This window comes from Microvirga sp. BSC39 (assembly GCF_000739015.1).
GTDB lineage: Bacteria > Pseudomonadota > Alphaproteobacteria > Rhizobiales > Beijerinckiaceae > Microvirga.
This window is the reverse complement of record NZ_JPUG01000035.1, coordinates 22,487-36,820: the sequence shown is the minus strand read 5'-3', so window position 1 is coordinate 36,820 and position 14,334 is coordinate 22,487. Positions and strand designations below refer to the sequence as shown.

The window sequence follows — 14,334 nt, the reverse complement described above, 5'->3', positions numbered from 1 at the left end:
ACGTCCTGGTGAGAGCGACTCGTCGCAGTCTCAAAGCGCCTGAGATGTGATTCAACATGGCAAGCGAGGAGGTTTGCCATGTCCATTCCCGTCGCCCTCCGGCCTGATTACGATGCCGTTCGCCTGCGCCAGCTTGCCCGCCGGAGCAAGGATGCCCCGCAGACCCGCCGCTTGCTGGCCCTGGCGGTGATCTACGAGGGCGGCTCGCGCACCCAAGCGGCCGAGATCGGCGGGGTTGGCCTGCAGACCGTGCGGGACTGGGTGCTGCGCTTCAATGCCCACGGACCTGATGGGCTCTTGGACGGGAAGGCGCCGGGACAGCCCTCGATCTTAAGCCACGAGCATCGACTGCGCCTGAGTGAGATGATCGAGGCCGGCCCGATCCCGGCCGTCCACGGGGTGGTGCGTTGGCGTTTGGCAGACCTGATGCGGTGGCTCTGGGACGAGTACCGGATCCGGATCTCCAAACAAACGCTCAGCCGTGAGTTGCGGGCCCCGAACTTCCGTAAGCTGTCCGCGCGCCCGCGCCATCATGAAAAGAGCGAAGCGGCCGTGGCTGTTTTTAAAAAGACTTCCCTGCGCGTCTGGAGGAGATCGCGAAGGACAAAGCCGATGGCCGCCCTATAGAGATCTGGTTTGCCGACGAAGCGCGGATTGGCCAGAAGAACAAGATCACCCGGCGCTGGGCCAAACGCGGCACCCGTCCCTCCGCGTCACGGGATCTGCGGACTGCGTCGGCTTATATCTTCGGCGCGATCTGCCCAGCCCAGGGCAAAGGAGCGGGGCTGGTGCTCCCTCGCTGCACGACAGAGGCCATGGCGCTGCATTTGGCCGAGATCTCCCAGGCCGTAGCAGCTGGCGCGCACGCAGTGCTGCTGCTCGACCAGGCCGGCTGGCATGTCTCAACCAGACTGAAGGTGCCGTCGAACATCACCCTGGTGCCGCTGCCGGCAAAGGCGCCTGAACTGAACCCGGTGGAGAACATCTGGCAGTTCATGAGAGAGAACTGGATCTCCAACCGGATCTTCACGTCCTACACTGACATTCTTGACCACTGCTGTGCGGCTTGGAACAAGCTGATCGATCAGCCCTGGACCATCATGTCCATCGGATTGCGCGAGTGGGCGCACCAATGATGATCAGCGGGACTTGGTATTCATCGTCTGATACGGGCAACGTTCCGAGCCTGAACAAACGAAAGGCCCGCGATGGGAGACCATCGCGGGCCTTTTCATGTCCTCGGCCGGCGCATTGCGCCGGCGCGTCGTGCGGCCTCCTGGCCCAGTCCACGCGATGCACCCTTCAAAGGAGTGGAACATTGGATGAACCCCAAAAGGGCATTCCACTTGTGGGTCTGACGCCCTAGCGAAGCCGACGCTCCGGGCGTATCAGCCTCCAGGCCGCGTGATGGAGAATTTCGTTTCCGGGGTGGCCACGAAGTAGTCGCGGTAGCCGGAGCGGGCGATAGGGCGCATGGCGGCCGTGTCAACGAGGCCGTCGACGATGTAGCGGTCGTCAATATGGATCCCAACCACTTGGCCGATCACGAGATAGTAAGATGGATCGCCGCCTCCGAGGGGTTCGAGCGGCACGGTCTGGAGCCACCTGCATTCGAGCGCAGCCGGAGCCTCGGCGACCCGGGGCGGCTTCACCAAACGGGACGGTGCGGCCTCAAGGCCTGCATGCTCCATCTCGTTCTCGCCACGAGAGAGAGGAGCCGAGGTGAGGTTCATCTTCTCCCGCAGGTCGTAGGTCGCAAGGTTGCAGACGAACTCACCCGTCTCCTCGATGAACGTGAGCGCGTCCTTCTTGCCGGCCGAGGAGAAGGCCACCATGGGCGGCCGCTCGGAGACGGCATTGAAGAACGAATAGGGGGCGAGGTTCACCTCCCCCTTGGCACTCATGGCGGTGATCCAGCCGATGGGCCGGGGCGTGACGATGGCCTTGAATGGATCGTGGGGCAGGCCATGGGCGTTGGTGGCGGTTTCGTAGAACATCGTGGAGCATATCCCGGCAAGGTGGGCATCGGTTCGCCGCATGTCCTGCGGCGGACCAAAAGATTTCAGAACCGGGTCACGATGTCGTCGAGGCTGGGCCGGTCCCGGTCGGTCGGTGTTTCCTTGGCCGTGCCGATATGGATGAAGCCGGCGATCCGCTCTTCGGGCTTCAGTCCCAGCGCGTCGAGCACCCGCCGGTCGAACGCGGCCCAACCGGTGAGCCAGGAGGCGCCGTAGCCGAGCGCCGTGGCGCCGTTGAGCAGGTTCATGCAGACGGCGCCCGCCGAGAGAACCTGCTCCCAGTCGGGGATCTTCACGTGCGGCACGACGCGGGACACGACCGCAACCACCAGAGGTGCCTGGGCAAAGCGCTCCCGCTCGGTGGCGATCTTGTCATCCCCGGCTTCCGGGTTGTCCGCCTGGAAGGCCGCCGCCAGCACTTCGCCGAGCCGCTGGCGGGCCTCACCCTGGATCAGGATGAAGCGCCACGGGACCAGCTTGCCGTGGTCCGGCACCCGGGACGCCACCTTCAGGAGGGTCTCGACCTCCGGCTCGCTCGGCCCCGGTTCGCCCAACCAGCGCGACGGGACGGAGCGGCGCTGCAGAAGGCGGGAAAGGGTATCGTTCATGGGCTCTTCATCCGGCGTGGATAATGTGGAACAATGAAGGTGGATGCTCACCAAGTCTGCGAGCAGGACGGGTCCAGGCCCGCCATCGTCTCGCCGTCTTGATGCGCTTGAGGGAGCGCAGGCGTTCCAAGGGCGGACCGCTGCCACAGAAGAAACAGCAGCGGATGTATAGGGGGAGTGCGGTCAGACGCCAAGCAGGTTTCAACCCTGGCGGCCCGGCAGCCTGCGCGAGCAGGCTTAAGGGCCAGCGGGTGAGGCAAGCCGGCGGCGCCGCTTGAAAGCAATGCAGACATCCATTTTCGGACCCGATAGTTCCGCTTCCCCCGCCGCGTGGTCGAGGCACGAGACGCTTGTCGCCTTTGGCCTCATCCTGGCCGCCTGGGCGCTCGCCGTCTCGGTCTGGCCCCTGACCGGCACGGTCGTTCCATGGGATTCCAAGAACCAGTTCTATCCGACCCTGCGCTATCTCGGCACCGCCCTGGCCCATGGGGAACTGCCCCTCTGGAACCCCTACCATTTCGGCGGCCACCCCTCGGCGGCGGACCCTCAGTCCCTCCTGTTCACCCCCACGATGCTGCTGTTCGGATGGCTCGTGCCTGAGCCCTCCATGCAGCTCTTCGACGTGGTCGTGTTCGCCCATTTCCTCCCGGGCGCTCTCGCCTTCGTGCCGATCTTCCGCCGGCGCGGCTGGCACTCGGCCGGCGCCGTAGTGGCCGCGCTGGTCTTCATGCTTGGGGGCTCGGCCACGGCGCGGCTCCAGCATACGGGCATGATCTTCAGCTACGGCTTCTTCCCTTTGGCTTTCTGGCTCCTGGAGGAGGCGCTCGACCGCCGCTCCTACCGTTATGGCTTTCTGTTCGCGCTGAGCGCAGTCCTGATGGTCATCGGGCGGGATCAGGTCGCTTTTCTTTGCGCCCTCACCCTCATCGCCGTCGCCGTTCACCGCATCTGGACTGCTCCACGCTCCCTCGCCTATCTCGGGTCACGCCTGGGGCTCCTAGTTGCCATGGGAGCCATCGGCGCCGCGCTTCTGGCCGTGCCCGTCGTCCTGACGATGCAGTTTCTCGCCACCTCGACGCGCCCGTCCTTCGGCTTCGGCGTGGCCGCCATGGGGTCCCTGCCGCCGGAGAGCCTGGCGACGGTGCTTTTCGGCAATGTCTTCGGCTCTCTGCGCTGGACCTATGATTATTGGGGACCAGACTGGCACAGCCTTGCGGAAGGAACCTGGACCGATCGGGCGACGAACTACCTGTTCATCGGCACCATCCCGGCCCTCCTGCTGATCTGGCACGGTATCGCCGGCGGACGCCTGTTCGCCCGCGAGTTCCGGTTCTTCCTCGTCACCGGTATGGCCGCCCTGCTCTACGCCCTCGGGCGCTACACCCCCGGCTTCGAAGTCATCTTCGACCACATGCCGGGCGTGAACCTCTACCGCAGGCCGGCGGACGCCACCTTCCTCATCAACATCGCCCTGGCCTTCGCCGGCGGCTATCTCGTCCATCGCTATGCGGCGGAAGGGCTCCCGAGATGGAACCGCCCCTCCCTCGGCCGCCTCTGGGCTCTCCCGCCCCTGCTCGCCCTGGGTCTCGTGGTCGCAGCCATCGCCAGCGCTCTGTCGTTTGCGGTCAAGGGCGGACATGTCTCCCCAGCCATCCTGGAAATCGGCGTGAGCTTGGCTGCAGCGGCTGCAGCGGTTCTTGCTCTTGCGAAGGTGAGCGGCACTCCGCACTGGCGGGGAGCCACGGCGCTCGTGCTCGTCACATTGACGGGGGCCGAGCTGATCGGACGCCACGCGGCCTCGGCCCTCAATGCGGAGCCGGCCGAGCGCTACACGGTGTTCACCAAACTGCCGCCCGAGCAGCTCCAGGGCCTTCAGATCCTCAAGCGCGAGCTCGCCGAGCGGAACGCCCGTGGCGAGTATCCCCGGGTGGAAATTCTCGGCCTGAAGGGAGCGTGGCAGAATGCCTCCATGGTTCTCGGCATCGAAGACATCATCGGCTACAACCCGTTGCGTCTCGCCGACTACGAGCGGGCGATCGGTCCAGGGGAGAACGCGGAGGACCCCAACCTGCGCCAGTTTCCAACGAGCTTCCGCGGCTATGAATGCGAGCTCGCAAGCCTGCTCGGGCTCGATTACATCGTTCTCGACCGCCCCGCCGACAAGCTGCCGCGTCACTTCCCGCGTCTGACCGATGCGGAGGTCGTCTATGGCACCGGGCGGATGTGGATCTACCGCCTGAATGCCTCCGGCCCGCGCGCCTACATGGCCCACCACGTCAGCCCGGTGGATTCGGAAGCCATGCTCGGCGAGGAGGAGCTGCCGGAGTTCAATCGCGAGACGGAAGCCCTCATCGACCACGAGAGCCTGCCGCTCCTCAAGGCCCGCTACGCCCCGGCCGGCTCCAAGCCGGAGCAGGCCAAGGGCGAAGCCCGCATCGTCAGCTACCAGCGGAACTCGGTCACGATCGAGGTCGACAGCAGCGCGAACGGCGTGCTGGTGCTGCACGACATCCACTATCCGGGTTGGGAAGCATGGGTGGACGGCGAGCGCCGCCCAATCCTGCGGGCCAACCTCCTGTTCCGCGGGGTCGAAGTCGGACCGGGGCGTCACCGGGTCGAGTTTCACTTCCGCCCGATGTCCCTGGAGAATCTTGTTGCAGCCGCATCAGATATCGTGAAGAGCGAGGACGAGCCGATTCAAACGGCCATTGTCGCTCCGCTCCGGTGACGGGCGATCCTTCGAAACGATGTTCTTTTCCGTGAACCCACGCTCTTCGATTTTCTGTTTTCTGGCTCTCCTGGCGGCGTCCGCGGCGTCGGCCCAGTCCCCTGCCGTGCCGTCCATGTCGCAAAACCAGCCCCCGATCTCGATCGGACAGGTGACGGTGAATGCAGGTGCGACCTTTGCCGGAAGCAACGAGCCGATCCGCTCCGGCCTCGTCTGGCGGATCTACGAAGATCGCGGGGACGCCTCCCAGCCGGTGATCGTGGCCCGCTCCACCGCTCCTGCGCCGAGCTTTACCCTCTCGCCCGGCAACTACGTCATCCATGTGGCCTATGGGTTCGCGAGCGCGTCGAAGCGCATCAGCGTGCAGCGCGGCAACTTGAACGAGCGTCTCGCGATCAATGCCGGCGCCCTTCAGCTCAAGGGCGCGGTCAGCGGGAGCCCCATTCCGGCCAATCGCCTCACCTTCTCGGTCTATGTGCCGGAGGCGCAGAACTCGGAAGGAAGGCTTGTGATCGCCGAAGCCAAGGCGAACGACATGATCCGCCTGCCCGAGGGCACCTACCACATCGTGTCCACCTACGGCGATGCCAACGCCATCATGCGCAGCGACCTGAAGGTGGAGTCGGGCCGCGTCACCGAGGCAACCCTCAACCATCGCGCCGCCACCGTGACCATGAAGCTGGTGGCATCCGAAGGCGGCGAAGCCTTCGCCGGCACGGCCTTCAGCGTACTCACCCCCGGCGGCGACGTGATCCGTGAGGCCATCGGGGCGTTCCCGTCCGTGACGCTGGCCGAGGGCGAATACGTGCTGATCGCCCGTCATGAGGGCAAGGTCTACACCCGCGAGTTCAAGATCGAGAGCGGGCTGGATCGCGATATCGAGGTTCTCGCCAAACCCTGACGTCCTGAACCTTTCCGGCTTCGCGGCATTGACCGAGCACCAATGACAGGTCGCGCCGCGCATGAGCCCGTACTCCCAAGGCGTGACCTTGCAGGAGAGGAAGCTCATGAAAGTCGCAGAGATCATGACCCGCAACGTGCGCGTGGTGAGTCCGGACCGGACCATCCAGGAAGCGGCACGGCTCATGGATGAAATGAATGTCGGCGTCCTGCCCGTCTGCGACGGGCGGCGCCTGCGCGGCATGGTGACGGACCGCGACATCACCGTCCGGGCAACGGCAGCCGGCCTCGCGCCGGACACCACCCGCGTGCGGGACATCATGTCCGAGAATGTGTGGTGGTGCTTCGACGATGACGACGTGAACCACATCGTCCAGCTGATGAGCGACCACCAGATCCGCCGCCTGCCCGTAGTCGACCGCGACAAGCACCTGGTCGGCATCGTGGCGCTCGGCGATCTGGCGACCGATGTGGAGGGCGAGGCCACCCGCGCCCTGCATCGCATTTCCACCCCGTCCGAGCCCGACCGCTCCGGCACCCCCTCAAGCGCCCGCGCCGACCAGACCCGGGGCGGCGGACAGGCTCGACTGACGGCCGACGAACGCCGCGAGTTGGAGCGGCGCATGAACGACGCCAGCCGGGACGACAATTTCCGGCACCGCCCGCATGATTACCGCGAGCAAGGCCGTGGCCAGGAGGACCGCTCGCGCAGGCCAGGCCGCGACCAGTTCCGCTTCCGCGAGGAAGACGACGTGCGTGCCGCTTTCGGCAGCTTCGGCTACCCCGGCCAGGAAGGCGCCCGCGACTCCCGCATGCGCGGCGGCTTCGGCGGCGACGGCTATCAGAGCTATGGCGACGAGTTCGCGGGCCGCGGCTCCGCCGGCAGGGGCTTTCACCCTCCGCGCTACGGCGCTTCGACCATCACGGGCGAGCGCGCTCGCCCGGGGGATGACAGCAGCGAGGAGGATCGCCGCATGCAGGATCGCGAGCGCACCTGGAGCCTCGTGAACGAACGGCGCGATCACAGCAACTATGGCATGGGACCCGGCAACACTCGCTTCGGCAACGACGCGACCGCCAGCCGCGGCGAAGTCCGCCGGGGCGAGCACCAGGGCCGCGGCCCGAAAGGCTACCAGCGCTCGGACGAGCGCATCCGCGAGGATATCGGCGAACGCCTCACGGACGATGCCATGCTCGATGCCTCGGAGATCGAGGTGCAGGTGCAGAACCGTGAGGTGACGCTGACCGGCACGGTGCGCGACCGCAACGAGCGGCGCCGGGCCGAGGACCTTGCCGAGTCTGTTTCGGGCGTGGCCCATGTGCAGAACAATCTGCGGGTTGGCCAGCGCCAGGGCACCCACGCTACCGGCACTGAGGCCGGTGATGCGGGGGCCGCCACAGGCAATCCCGGCAGCGGCACGGCGGGAACGGCAGCCGCTACCGCAGCCGGTGGGCGCACGACCGGGCGGCAGCGGCAGACAAGCTGAGGCCGTTTCCTCTGCGTCTGCTCTCAGGATGAGGTTGAGTTCATAGAAATAAAAAAGGCGGTGCCTCCTTTCGGAAGCACCGCCTTTAGTCACTCACACAAATTTCAAGCCACTGTCCGCTCGACCACGTGATGCCCGTCGAGCATCGCGTGGCCTTCCGGCTCGGATACCGCCTTTGCAGCACGCCTGCGGTCCGGCGTCACGGCCTCTGCGGCGAGTGCTTTCAGGGCCTCGTCCAGAGTCATGGTCTTCTGCTCGGGGCTGCCCAGGCGACGAATGGAGACCGTCCGTTCGGCGGCCTCCTTGCGGCCCACCACGAGAAGCACAGGCACCTTCACGAGCGAGTGCTCGCGAACCTTGTAGTTGATCTTCTCGTTGCGCAGGTCGGCCTCGACGCGAAGGCCGGCCGCCTCGGCGGCGCGCACCACTTCCATGGCGTATTCATCGCCCTCGGACGTGATGGTGGCGACCACCGCCTGTGTCGGTGCGAGCCAGAGCGGGAAGTGCCCGGCAAAGTGCTCGATCAGGATACCGGTGAAGCGCTCCATGGAGCCGCAGATCGCGCGGTGGACCATGACGGGCGTCTTCTTCTGGCCGTCGGCATCGACGTAGAACGCGCCGAACCGCTCCGGCAAGTTGAAGTCCACCTGCGTGGTGCCGCATTGCCAGTCACGGCCGATGGCATCGCGCAGCACGTACTCGAACTTGGGTCCGTAGAACGCGCCCTCGCCCGGGTTGATCGCGGTCTTGATGCGCCCGCCCGACTGATCCTCGATCTGCTTCAAAACACGGGTCATCACGTCCTCCGCATGATCCCACATTTCGTCGGTGCCAACGCGCTTCTCAGGCCGTGTCGAGAGCTTCACGACGATCTCGTCGAAGCCGAAATCGGCATAAGTGGAGAGGATCAGGTCGTTGATCTTCAGGCACTCGTCCGCGAGCTGCTCTTCCGTGCAGAAGATATGCGCATCGTCCTGCGTGAAGCCGCGCACACGCATCAGCCCGTGCAGCGCCCCCGACGGCTCGTAGCGATGCACATTGCCGAACTCGGCGAGGCGCAGCGGAAGATCACGATAGGACTTAAGACCGTGCTTGAAGATCTGCACGTGGCCAGGGCAGTTCATCGGCTTCAGCGCGAACAGCCGCTGATCCGCCTCCGGATCGTTCGGCCGCAGGAAGGCGGATGCCGACTTCACGGCGAACATGTTGTCCGAATACCAGCCCCAGTGGCCGGAGGTCTCCCACAACGACTTGTCGAGGATCTGCGGCGCGTTGACCTCCTGATAGGTGCCCTTCAGGCGGCGGCGCATGTAGGAGATCAGCTCCTGGAACACCGTCCAGCCCTTCGGGTGCCAGAAGACGACGCCCGGCCCCTCCTCCTGGAAGTGGAACAGGTCCATCTCGCGGCCCAAGCGGCGGTGGTCGCGCTTCTCGGCCTCCTCGAGCTGGCGGATGTAGTTGTCCAACCCCTCCTGAGAGGCCCAGGCGGTCGCGTAGATGCGGGTGAGCATCGCGTTGTTCGAGTCGCCGCGCCAGTAGGCGCCCGCCACCTTCATGAGCTTGAAGGCGTTGCCGATCTTGCCCGTGGAAGTCATGTGCGGACCACGGCAGAGATCGAACCAATGGCCTTGGGAGTAGATCTTGAGATCCTGGCCTTCCGGGATCGCATCGACGAGTTCGACCTTGTAGGTCTCGCCTTTCTCGGCGAAGACCTGCTTGGCCTTGTCGCGGCTCCACACTTCCTTCGTGAAGGGCTTATCCCGCGCGATGATCTCTCGCATCTTCGCCTCGATGGCCGGGAAGTCCTCAGGGGTAAAGGGCTCGTTGCGGGCGAAATCGTAATAGAAGCCGTTCTCGATCACGGGACCGATGGTCACCTGCGTTCCCGGGAAAAGCTCCTGCACGGCTTCCGCGAGCACGTGCGCGCAATCGTGCCGGATCAGCTCCAGCGAACGCGGGTCTTCACGGTTGAGGAACTCGATCTTGGCATCCTGGCTGATCGGATCGGCGAGATCGGCGACCGTGCCGTCGAGCGCCATGGCGACGGTGCGCTTGGCCAGCGACTTGGCGATGCCTTCCACGATCTCGCGGCCGGTGATGCCGGATTCAAACTGGCGCTGGGCGCCATCGGGAAATGTCAGGGTAATCATGTCAAAGTATCTCCTGGCTCACTCCTGCCAACGGAGCAGGTAAGCGGGGGCCGACGGTTTGCGGATGAAAGGCGAAATCAGCCGCCGTCAGGTTCGGCTGCCTCGCAGATGACCCGGGGAGCGTTGACGCCCCGCCAGCGACCATAAGCCCACGGCTTATACCAGCCGGAGCCCTCGGGCAACGTTTCAGGCACGAGATCGAGCCCGGAGGTGCCGAAAGGCCCGCAGCGGCAGATCCGAGCGAAGCCCATCCAGCCACCCGGCCAGAACCCGTGTCGCTGGATCGCCTCATCGGTGTATTCGGAGCACGAAGGCAGATGGCGGCACTGGCGGCCGATGAGCCCGGACAGGCTCAACTGGTAGCCTCGGATGGCCCAATGGGCCGCCTTCTGAACAGGGCTCGGCATTTATTCCCCGCCTTGGTCCCGCCGCGCCTCGATCTGATTGATCGCATCCACGACGGCATCGAAGGTGAGCAGGATGGAGGCATGGCGGGCTTTGTAATCCCGCAGGGGCTCCAGAACCTTGAGGTCCTCCCACTTACCCAGGGGTGCCTCACCGCCGCTCTTGAGCAGGTGCGTTGCCGTCTCGCGAAGACCCCGAAGTTCCTCCACCGTCGAGCCGATCACATGCCGCCCCATGATCGAGGAGGAGGCTTGACCCAGGGCGCAGGCCTTTACGTCGTGGGCGAAGGCCGTCACCACATTCCGGTCGAGCTTCACGTCGACCGTCACTGTCGATCCGCAAAGCTTGGACCGGGCCGTCGCGGAAGCGTCGGCGTCGGGCAGGCGACCGAGATGCGGAATATCGGCGGCAAGCTCGAGAATGCGCCGGCTGTAAATCTCGTTCAGCATAGAAGCCTGTGACATTACGTTTGGGAATATACCCTTTAACTCCGGATAGGTATCTAATACACAAAATGGGTATCGAACCCATCTAAGGCTAGCTGACCCCGCAACGAGCCTCCCACCAGTGGCGAGCGGAGAAGAAGCTTAAATTTTTGGAAGCTGCGTCGCTTCCTGAATTGAAGAGTGACGAAAGGGGCCCCTGCGTGAGTGATGCCATCAAGTCCTTGTCCGTGCGTCTGAATCCGGTTGCGGACAAGCCTGTTGCGGCTCCGACCCGGGAAGAGGCCGAGGCGGCCGTCCGCACCCTGCTCCGCTGGGCGGGAGACGACCCGACGCGGGAGGGCCTTCAGGATACGCCCAAGCGCGTGGCCAAGGCGTTCCGGGAACTCTATTCAGGATACGACCAGGATCCGGCCGAAATCCTCGACAAGGTCTTCAACGAGGTCGAAGGCTACGACGATATCGTGCTCGTGCGCGATATCCCGTTCCACTCCCATTGCGAGCACCACATGGTGCCGTTCTTCGGGGTGGCCCACGTGGCTTATTATCCCACCAAGGGTGTGGTCGGCCTCTCCAAGCTCGCCCGTCTCGTGGACGCCTATGCGCGCCGCCTGCAGACGCAGGAGACCATGACGGCCCAGATCGCCTCGGCCATGGTCAAGGCGCTCGAGCCGCGCGGCGTGGCAGTCATGATCGAGGCCGAGCACATGTGCATGTCCATGCGCGGCATCCAGAAGGCCGGCGCTCTGACCTTGACGACCCAGTTCACCGGTGTCTTCAAGGAAGACCCCGCCGAACAGGTGCGCTTCCTCACCCTGGTGCGCAACGGCCGGGGCTGAGGCCCTCGCATGACCGCATCGACTCCGTTCCCTCCCCCTGGCTCCAAGACCGAGCTCGAGGAGGGTAGCACCCTGTCTCCCCGCTTCGGAGCGGACGGGCTGGTCACCTGCATCACCACGGATGCCGCGACGGGCGACATCCTCATGGTCGCGCACATGAATGCGGAGGCCCTGGCGAAGACCCTTGCGACCGGCGAGGCCTGGTACTGGTCCCGCTCCCGCGGTGAGCTCTGGCACAAGGGCGCGACCAGCGGGCAGGTTCAGACGGTTCTGGAAATGCGGGTCGATTGCGACCAGGACGCCCTCCTGCTGAAGGTGAAGGTCGCGGGCGACGGCGGATGCTGTCATACGGGCCGCCGCTCCTGTTTCTACCGCAAGGTCGAACTCTTCAATAGCGAGCCGCGCCTCGTTACCGCCTGAGAGCGGCAGCCCTCTCGAAAAGCAAGGCAGCCCTCCACCAGGAAACAGGTGCGCGGCGTCGGCATCCGCGATAGGTACGCCGCATGACTCGACGTGATCTTCTTCTCGCGCGGGTGGCGGCGAGCGCCATCTTCTTCGGCAACGGCTTCGGCATCGGCACCTGGGCGGCACAGCTTCCCCGGTTCAAGGCGTCGCTCGGCCTCTCCGACGGGGAGCTCAGCCTTGGGCTCCTGGCCTTCTCGCTCGGCGCCGTCGCCCTGATGCCGGTGATCGGCTGGGCCGTCGCCGTGGTCGGCAGCCGGACCATGACCCTCATCGCCGCCTTCTCCTTCGCGGCCGCCCTGCTCCTGCCGGGCCTCGCGCCGAGCCTGCCGCTCTTCATCGCCGCTGCCCTCGTGGCCGGTGCCTGCAACGGCACCATGGACATTGCCATGAACACCAATGCCACCGTGGTGGAGAAGGCCTGGGGGGCGGCGATCATGTCGTCCTTCCACGCCTTCTTCAGCCTCGGCGGGCTGGCGGGAGCCGCTTTGTCCGGCCTTCTCATCTCCCTCGACGTCGGCATTGTCCCGACGCTTCTGATCTCATGTTCCGGAATGGGGCTGCTCTTCCTCGCAACCGGCTTCTGGACCATGGGCGAGAGGGAGAGGGCGTCCGAGGGCCACGGCTTCGCCTGGCCCCGCGGTCCCGTCATTCTCCTCGCGGTGCTGGCCATGTTCTGCTTCATCGTCGAGGGCGCGATCGTCGACTGGTCGGCGATCTATCTCCAGACGGTGGCCGGTGCGAGCCTCGAAGCGGCTGTTTCGGGCTTTGCCGCCTTTTCGCTTACCATGACGATCTGCCGGTTCATGGGCGATTTGGCCGTGCGCCATCTCGGGCGCACGCGCACCCTCCAGCTCGGCGGCCTGCTTTCGGCCGTCGGTCTTGCCCTGGCGATGATCCTGCCTTCGCCCCTGGCCGCCTCCATCGGCTTTGCCCTGGTGGGCATCGGCCTGGCCAACACGGTGCCTGTCCTGTTCAGCACGGCCGGCCAGATGAAGGGCATTGCGCCCAGCATGGGTGTCGCCATGGTGGCGACGCTGGGCTACGGCGGGTTGCTGATGGGGCCGCCACTGATCGGCTTTGGGGGGGAAGTCTTCGGCCTGCGTGCCATGCTCGGCCTGCTGATCGTTTTCACCTTCGTCATCATCATAATGTCGCAGAGGGCTCTTCAGCGCTCCACTGTTCAGTTTTCCTGAACCAGTCCTAATTGAAACTTGAGGGCATGTTCACGCGGGCTTCACACGAGGCCGGCATGAATGGACAAAGTGCCTTGGAGTCGATCAATGTTGTGGGACGGGATTGCCCGGCGCAGTGCCGGTTCAGGGGGCGGTGGGGGAGTGACGGACATCAAGGCACCTGTTGAGCGCGATCATCGGGCGAGACCCCGGATCGGACTGGCGCTCGGCGGAGGCGCGGCACGGGGCTGGTCCCATATCGGTGTCCTCCGGGTTCTCGAGGACGCTGGGATCGTTCCGGACGTGATCGCCGGCTGCTCCATCGGAGCCGTGGTGGGCGGCTGCTATGCGGCGGGAAAGCTCGACGAACTGGAGGCCTTCGCCCTCTCCCTGACCAAGCGGCGCGTCATGGGCCTTCTCGACTTCCATTTCAGCGGAGCGGGCCTCATCGCCGGCGGACGCCTGCAGAGCCTCCTCGACCGGGACCTGACCGACAAGCGGGTCGAGGCCCTGCCGATGAAGTTCTGCACCATCGCGACCGAACTCGTGAGCGGCCACGAGATCTGGCTGACGCGCGGCCCCCTCGTCCAGGCCATGCGCGCGTCCTATGCCCTTCCCGGGGTATTTGATCCGGTTCTGATCGGCGGGCGCTGGCTCATGGACGGCGCCTTGGTGAACCCGATTCCGATCACCGCCGCCCGCGCCCTGGGGGCCGACATCGTCATCTGCGTGAACCTCAACGGCGAGGTCCGCGTGCGCGGCACGGTCATCCAGTCCTACGATGCCGGGTCGAGCGATGAGAAGGAAATCGAAGAGGTGATCGAGGCAGCCCCGCGGCGCTGGGGCATCTTTCCGGGCAGCCGGGGCGAGAAGCAGAGCAAGCCCAATGCCCCCGGGATGGCCACCGTGATGGTGGACGCCTTCAACATCACCCAGGATCGCATTGCCCGCTCGCGGCTGGCCGGCGATCCGCCGGACATCATGGTCGCGCCGAAGCTCGCCAAGATGGGGCTGTTCGAGTTCCACAGGGCTCAGGAATGCATCACCCTGGGCCGGCAGGCCACGGAGCGTGCCCTGCCGGATATCCTCGAACTGCTGCAGGAATCGCAGCCGCGCTGA

13 protein-coding genes are annotated in these 14,334 nt (G+C 65.3%); 8 read left to right on the top strand and 5 right to left on the bottom strand.

Features of this window, described 5'->3' with window-relative positions; translation table 11 throughout:
* Positions 1-78: 78 nt before the first annotated feature.
* A protein-coding gene (locus tag MA07_RS28600; RefSeq protein WP_152568664.1) for an IS630 family transposase occupies positions 79-1,136 on the top strand; the annotation gives its coding sequence in 2 pieces (ribosomal slippage) (positions 79-571 and positions 571-1,136; 1,059 coding nt in all).
* A gap of 252 nt (positions 1,137-1,388) precedes the next feature.
* Here MA07_RS28600 and MA07_RS04315 read toward each other — a convergent pair.
* Positions 1,389-1,997, bottom strand: a complete 609-nt coding sequence (locus MA07_RS04315; RefSeq protein WP_036347424.1) for a flavin reductase family protein — start codon at positions 1,995-1,997, stop codon at positions 1,389-1,391.
* A 65-nt stretch (positions 1,998-2,062) separates the two neighbouring features.
* Positions 2,063-2,626, bottom strand: coding sequence for a nitroreductase (locus MA07_RS04310; protein ID WP_036347422.1), 564 nt, complete (start codon positions 2,624-2,626; stop codon positions 2,063-2,065).
* A gap of 283 nt (positions 2,627-2,909) precedes the next feature.
* Between MA07_RS04310 and MA07_RS04305 the strand changes: the two genes are divergently transcribed.
* The 3 genes from MA07_RS04305 to MA07_RS30715 all read left to right on the top strand — a co-directional run bounded on the left by MA07_RS04305 (position 2,910) and on the right by MA07_RS30715 (position 7,741).
* The gene (locus tag MA07_RS04305; RefSeq protein WP_052002828.1) at positions 2,910-5,354 is read left to right on the top strand and encodes a YfhO family protein; all 2,445 of its coding nucleotides are present in this window, start codon (positions 2,910-2,912) and stop codon (positions 5,352-5,354) included.
* A gap of 31 nt (positions 5,355-5,385) precedes the next feature.
* A complete protein-coding gene (locus MA07_RS04300) occupies positions 5,386-6,255 on the top strand; it encodes a hypothetical protein (protein ID WP_244445153.1) in 870 nt (289 codons plus the stop codon).
* A gap of 106 nt (positions 6,256-6,361) precedes the next feature.
* Positions 6,362-7,741: a CBS domain-containing protein gene (locus MA07_RS30715; protein ID WP_244445152.1), complete on the top strand. Its 1,380-nt coding sequence runs from the start codon at positions 6,362-6,364 to the stop codon at positions 7,739-7,741.
* Between the two features lie 104 nt (positions 7,742-7,845).
* Here the strand turns inward: MA07_RS30715 and thrS are convergent, their stop codons facing one another.
* The 3 genes from thrS to MA07_RS04280 all read right to left on the bottom strand — a co-directional run bounded on the left by thrS (position 7,846) and on the right by MA07_RS04280 (position 10,745).
* Complete coding sequence (gene thrS / locus MA07_RS04290; RefSeq protein WP_036347419.1) at positions 7,846-9,891, bottom strand: threonine--tRNA ligase; 2,046 nt, start codon at positions 9,889-9,891, stop codon at positions 7,846-7,848.
* A gap of 77 nt (positions 9,892-9,968) precedes the next feature.
* The gene (yidD, locus tag MA07_RS04285) at positions 9,969-10,298 is read right to left on the bottom strand and encodes a membrane protein insertion efficiency factor YidD (RefSeq protein ID WP_036347418.1); all 330 of its coding nucleotides are present in this window, start codon (positions 10,296-10,298) and stop codon (positions 9,969-9,971) included.
* Positions 10,299-10,745, bottom strand: a complete 447-nt coding sequence (locus MA07_RS04280) for an iron-sulfur cluster assembly scaffold protein (protein ID WP_036347416.1) — start codon at positions 10,743-10,745, stop codon at positions 10,299-10,301.
* Positions 10,746-10,942: 197 nt separating this feature from the next.
* On the opposite strand from MA07_RS04280, the gene folE reads away from it, so the two are divergent.
* The 4 genes from folE (at position 10,943) to MA07_RS04260 (ending at position 14,334) form a co-directional block, all read left to right on the top strand.
* Positions 10,943-11,578: a GTP cyclohydrolase I FolE gene (folE, locus tag MA07_RS04275; protein ID WP_036347414.1), complete on the top strand. Its 636-nt coding sequence runs from the start codon at positions 10,943-10,945 to the stop codon at positions 11,576-11,578.
* Between the two features lie 9 nt (positions 11,579-11,587).
* Entirely contained in the window at positions 11,588-11,998 is a 411-nt protein-coding gene (hisI, locus tag MA07_RS04270) for a phosphoribosyl-AMP cyclohydrolase (protein ID WP_036347413.1), read from the top strand.
* 83 nt (positions 11,999-12,081) lie between these two features.
* A complete protein-coding gene (locus tag MA07_RS04265; protein ID WP_036347411.1) occupies positions 12,082-13,236 on the top strand; it encodes an MFS transporter in 1,155 nt (384 codons plus the stop codon).
* 87 nt (positions 13,237-13,323) lie between these two features.
* Complete coding sequence (locus MA07_RS04260; protein WP_036347409.1) at positions 13,324-14,334, top strand: patatin-like phospholipase family protein; 1,011 nt, start codon at positions 13,324-13,326, stop codon at positions 14,332-14,334.

What these genes read in the sequence shown, in the direction of transcription:
- MA07_RS04315 (WP_036347424.1), bottom strand. Translation starts at nt 1,997, where the DNA reads ATGTTCTACGAAACCGCCACCAACGCCCATGGCCTGCCCCACGATCCA.
- MA07_RS04310 (WP_036347422.1), bottom strand. Translation starts at nt 2,626, where the DNA reads ATGAACGATACCCTTTCCCGCCTTCTGCAGCGCCGCTCCGTCCCGTCG.
- MA07_RS04305 (WP_052002828.1), top strand. Translation starts at nt 2,910, where the DNA reads ATGCAGACATCCATTTTCGGACCCGATAGTTCCGCTTCCCCCGCCGCG.
- MA07_RS30715 (WP_244445152.1), top strand. Translation starts at nt 6,362, where the DNA reads ATGAAAGTCGCAGAGATCATGACCCGCAACGTGCGCGTGGTGAGTCCG.
- thrS (WP_036347419.1), bottom strand. Translation starts at nt 9,891, where the DNA reads ATGATTACCCTGACATTTCCCGATGGCGCCCAGCGCCAGTTTGAATCC.
- yidD (WP_036347418.1), bottom strand. Translation starts at nt 10,298, where the DNA reads ATGCCGAGCCCTGTTCAGAAGGCGGCCCATTGGGCCATCCGAGGCTAC.
- MA07_RS04280 (WP_036347416.1), bottom strand. Translation starts at nt 10,745, where the DNA reads ATGCTGAACGAGATTTACAGCCGGCGCATTCTCGAGCTTGCCGCCGAT.
- hisI (WP_036347413.1), top strand. Translation starts at nt 11,588, where the DNA reads ATGACCGCATCGACTCCGTTCCCTCCCCCTGGCTCCAAGACCGAGCTC.
- MA07_RS04265 (WP_036347411.1), top strand. Translation starts at nt 12,082, where the DNA reads ATGACTCGACGTGATCTTCTTCTCGCGCGGGTGGCGGCGAGCGCCATC.
- MA07_RS04260 (WP_036347409.1), top strand. Translation starts at nt 13,324, where the DNA reads ATGTTGTGGGACGGGATTGCCCGGCGCAGTGCCGGTTCAGGGGGCGGT.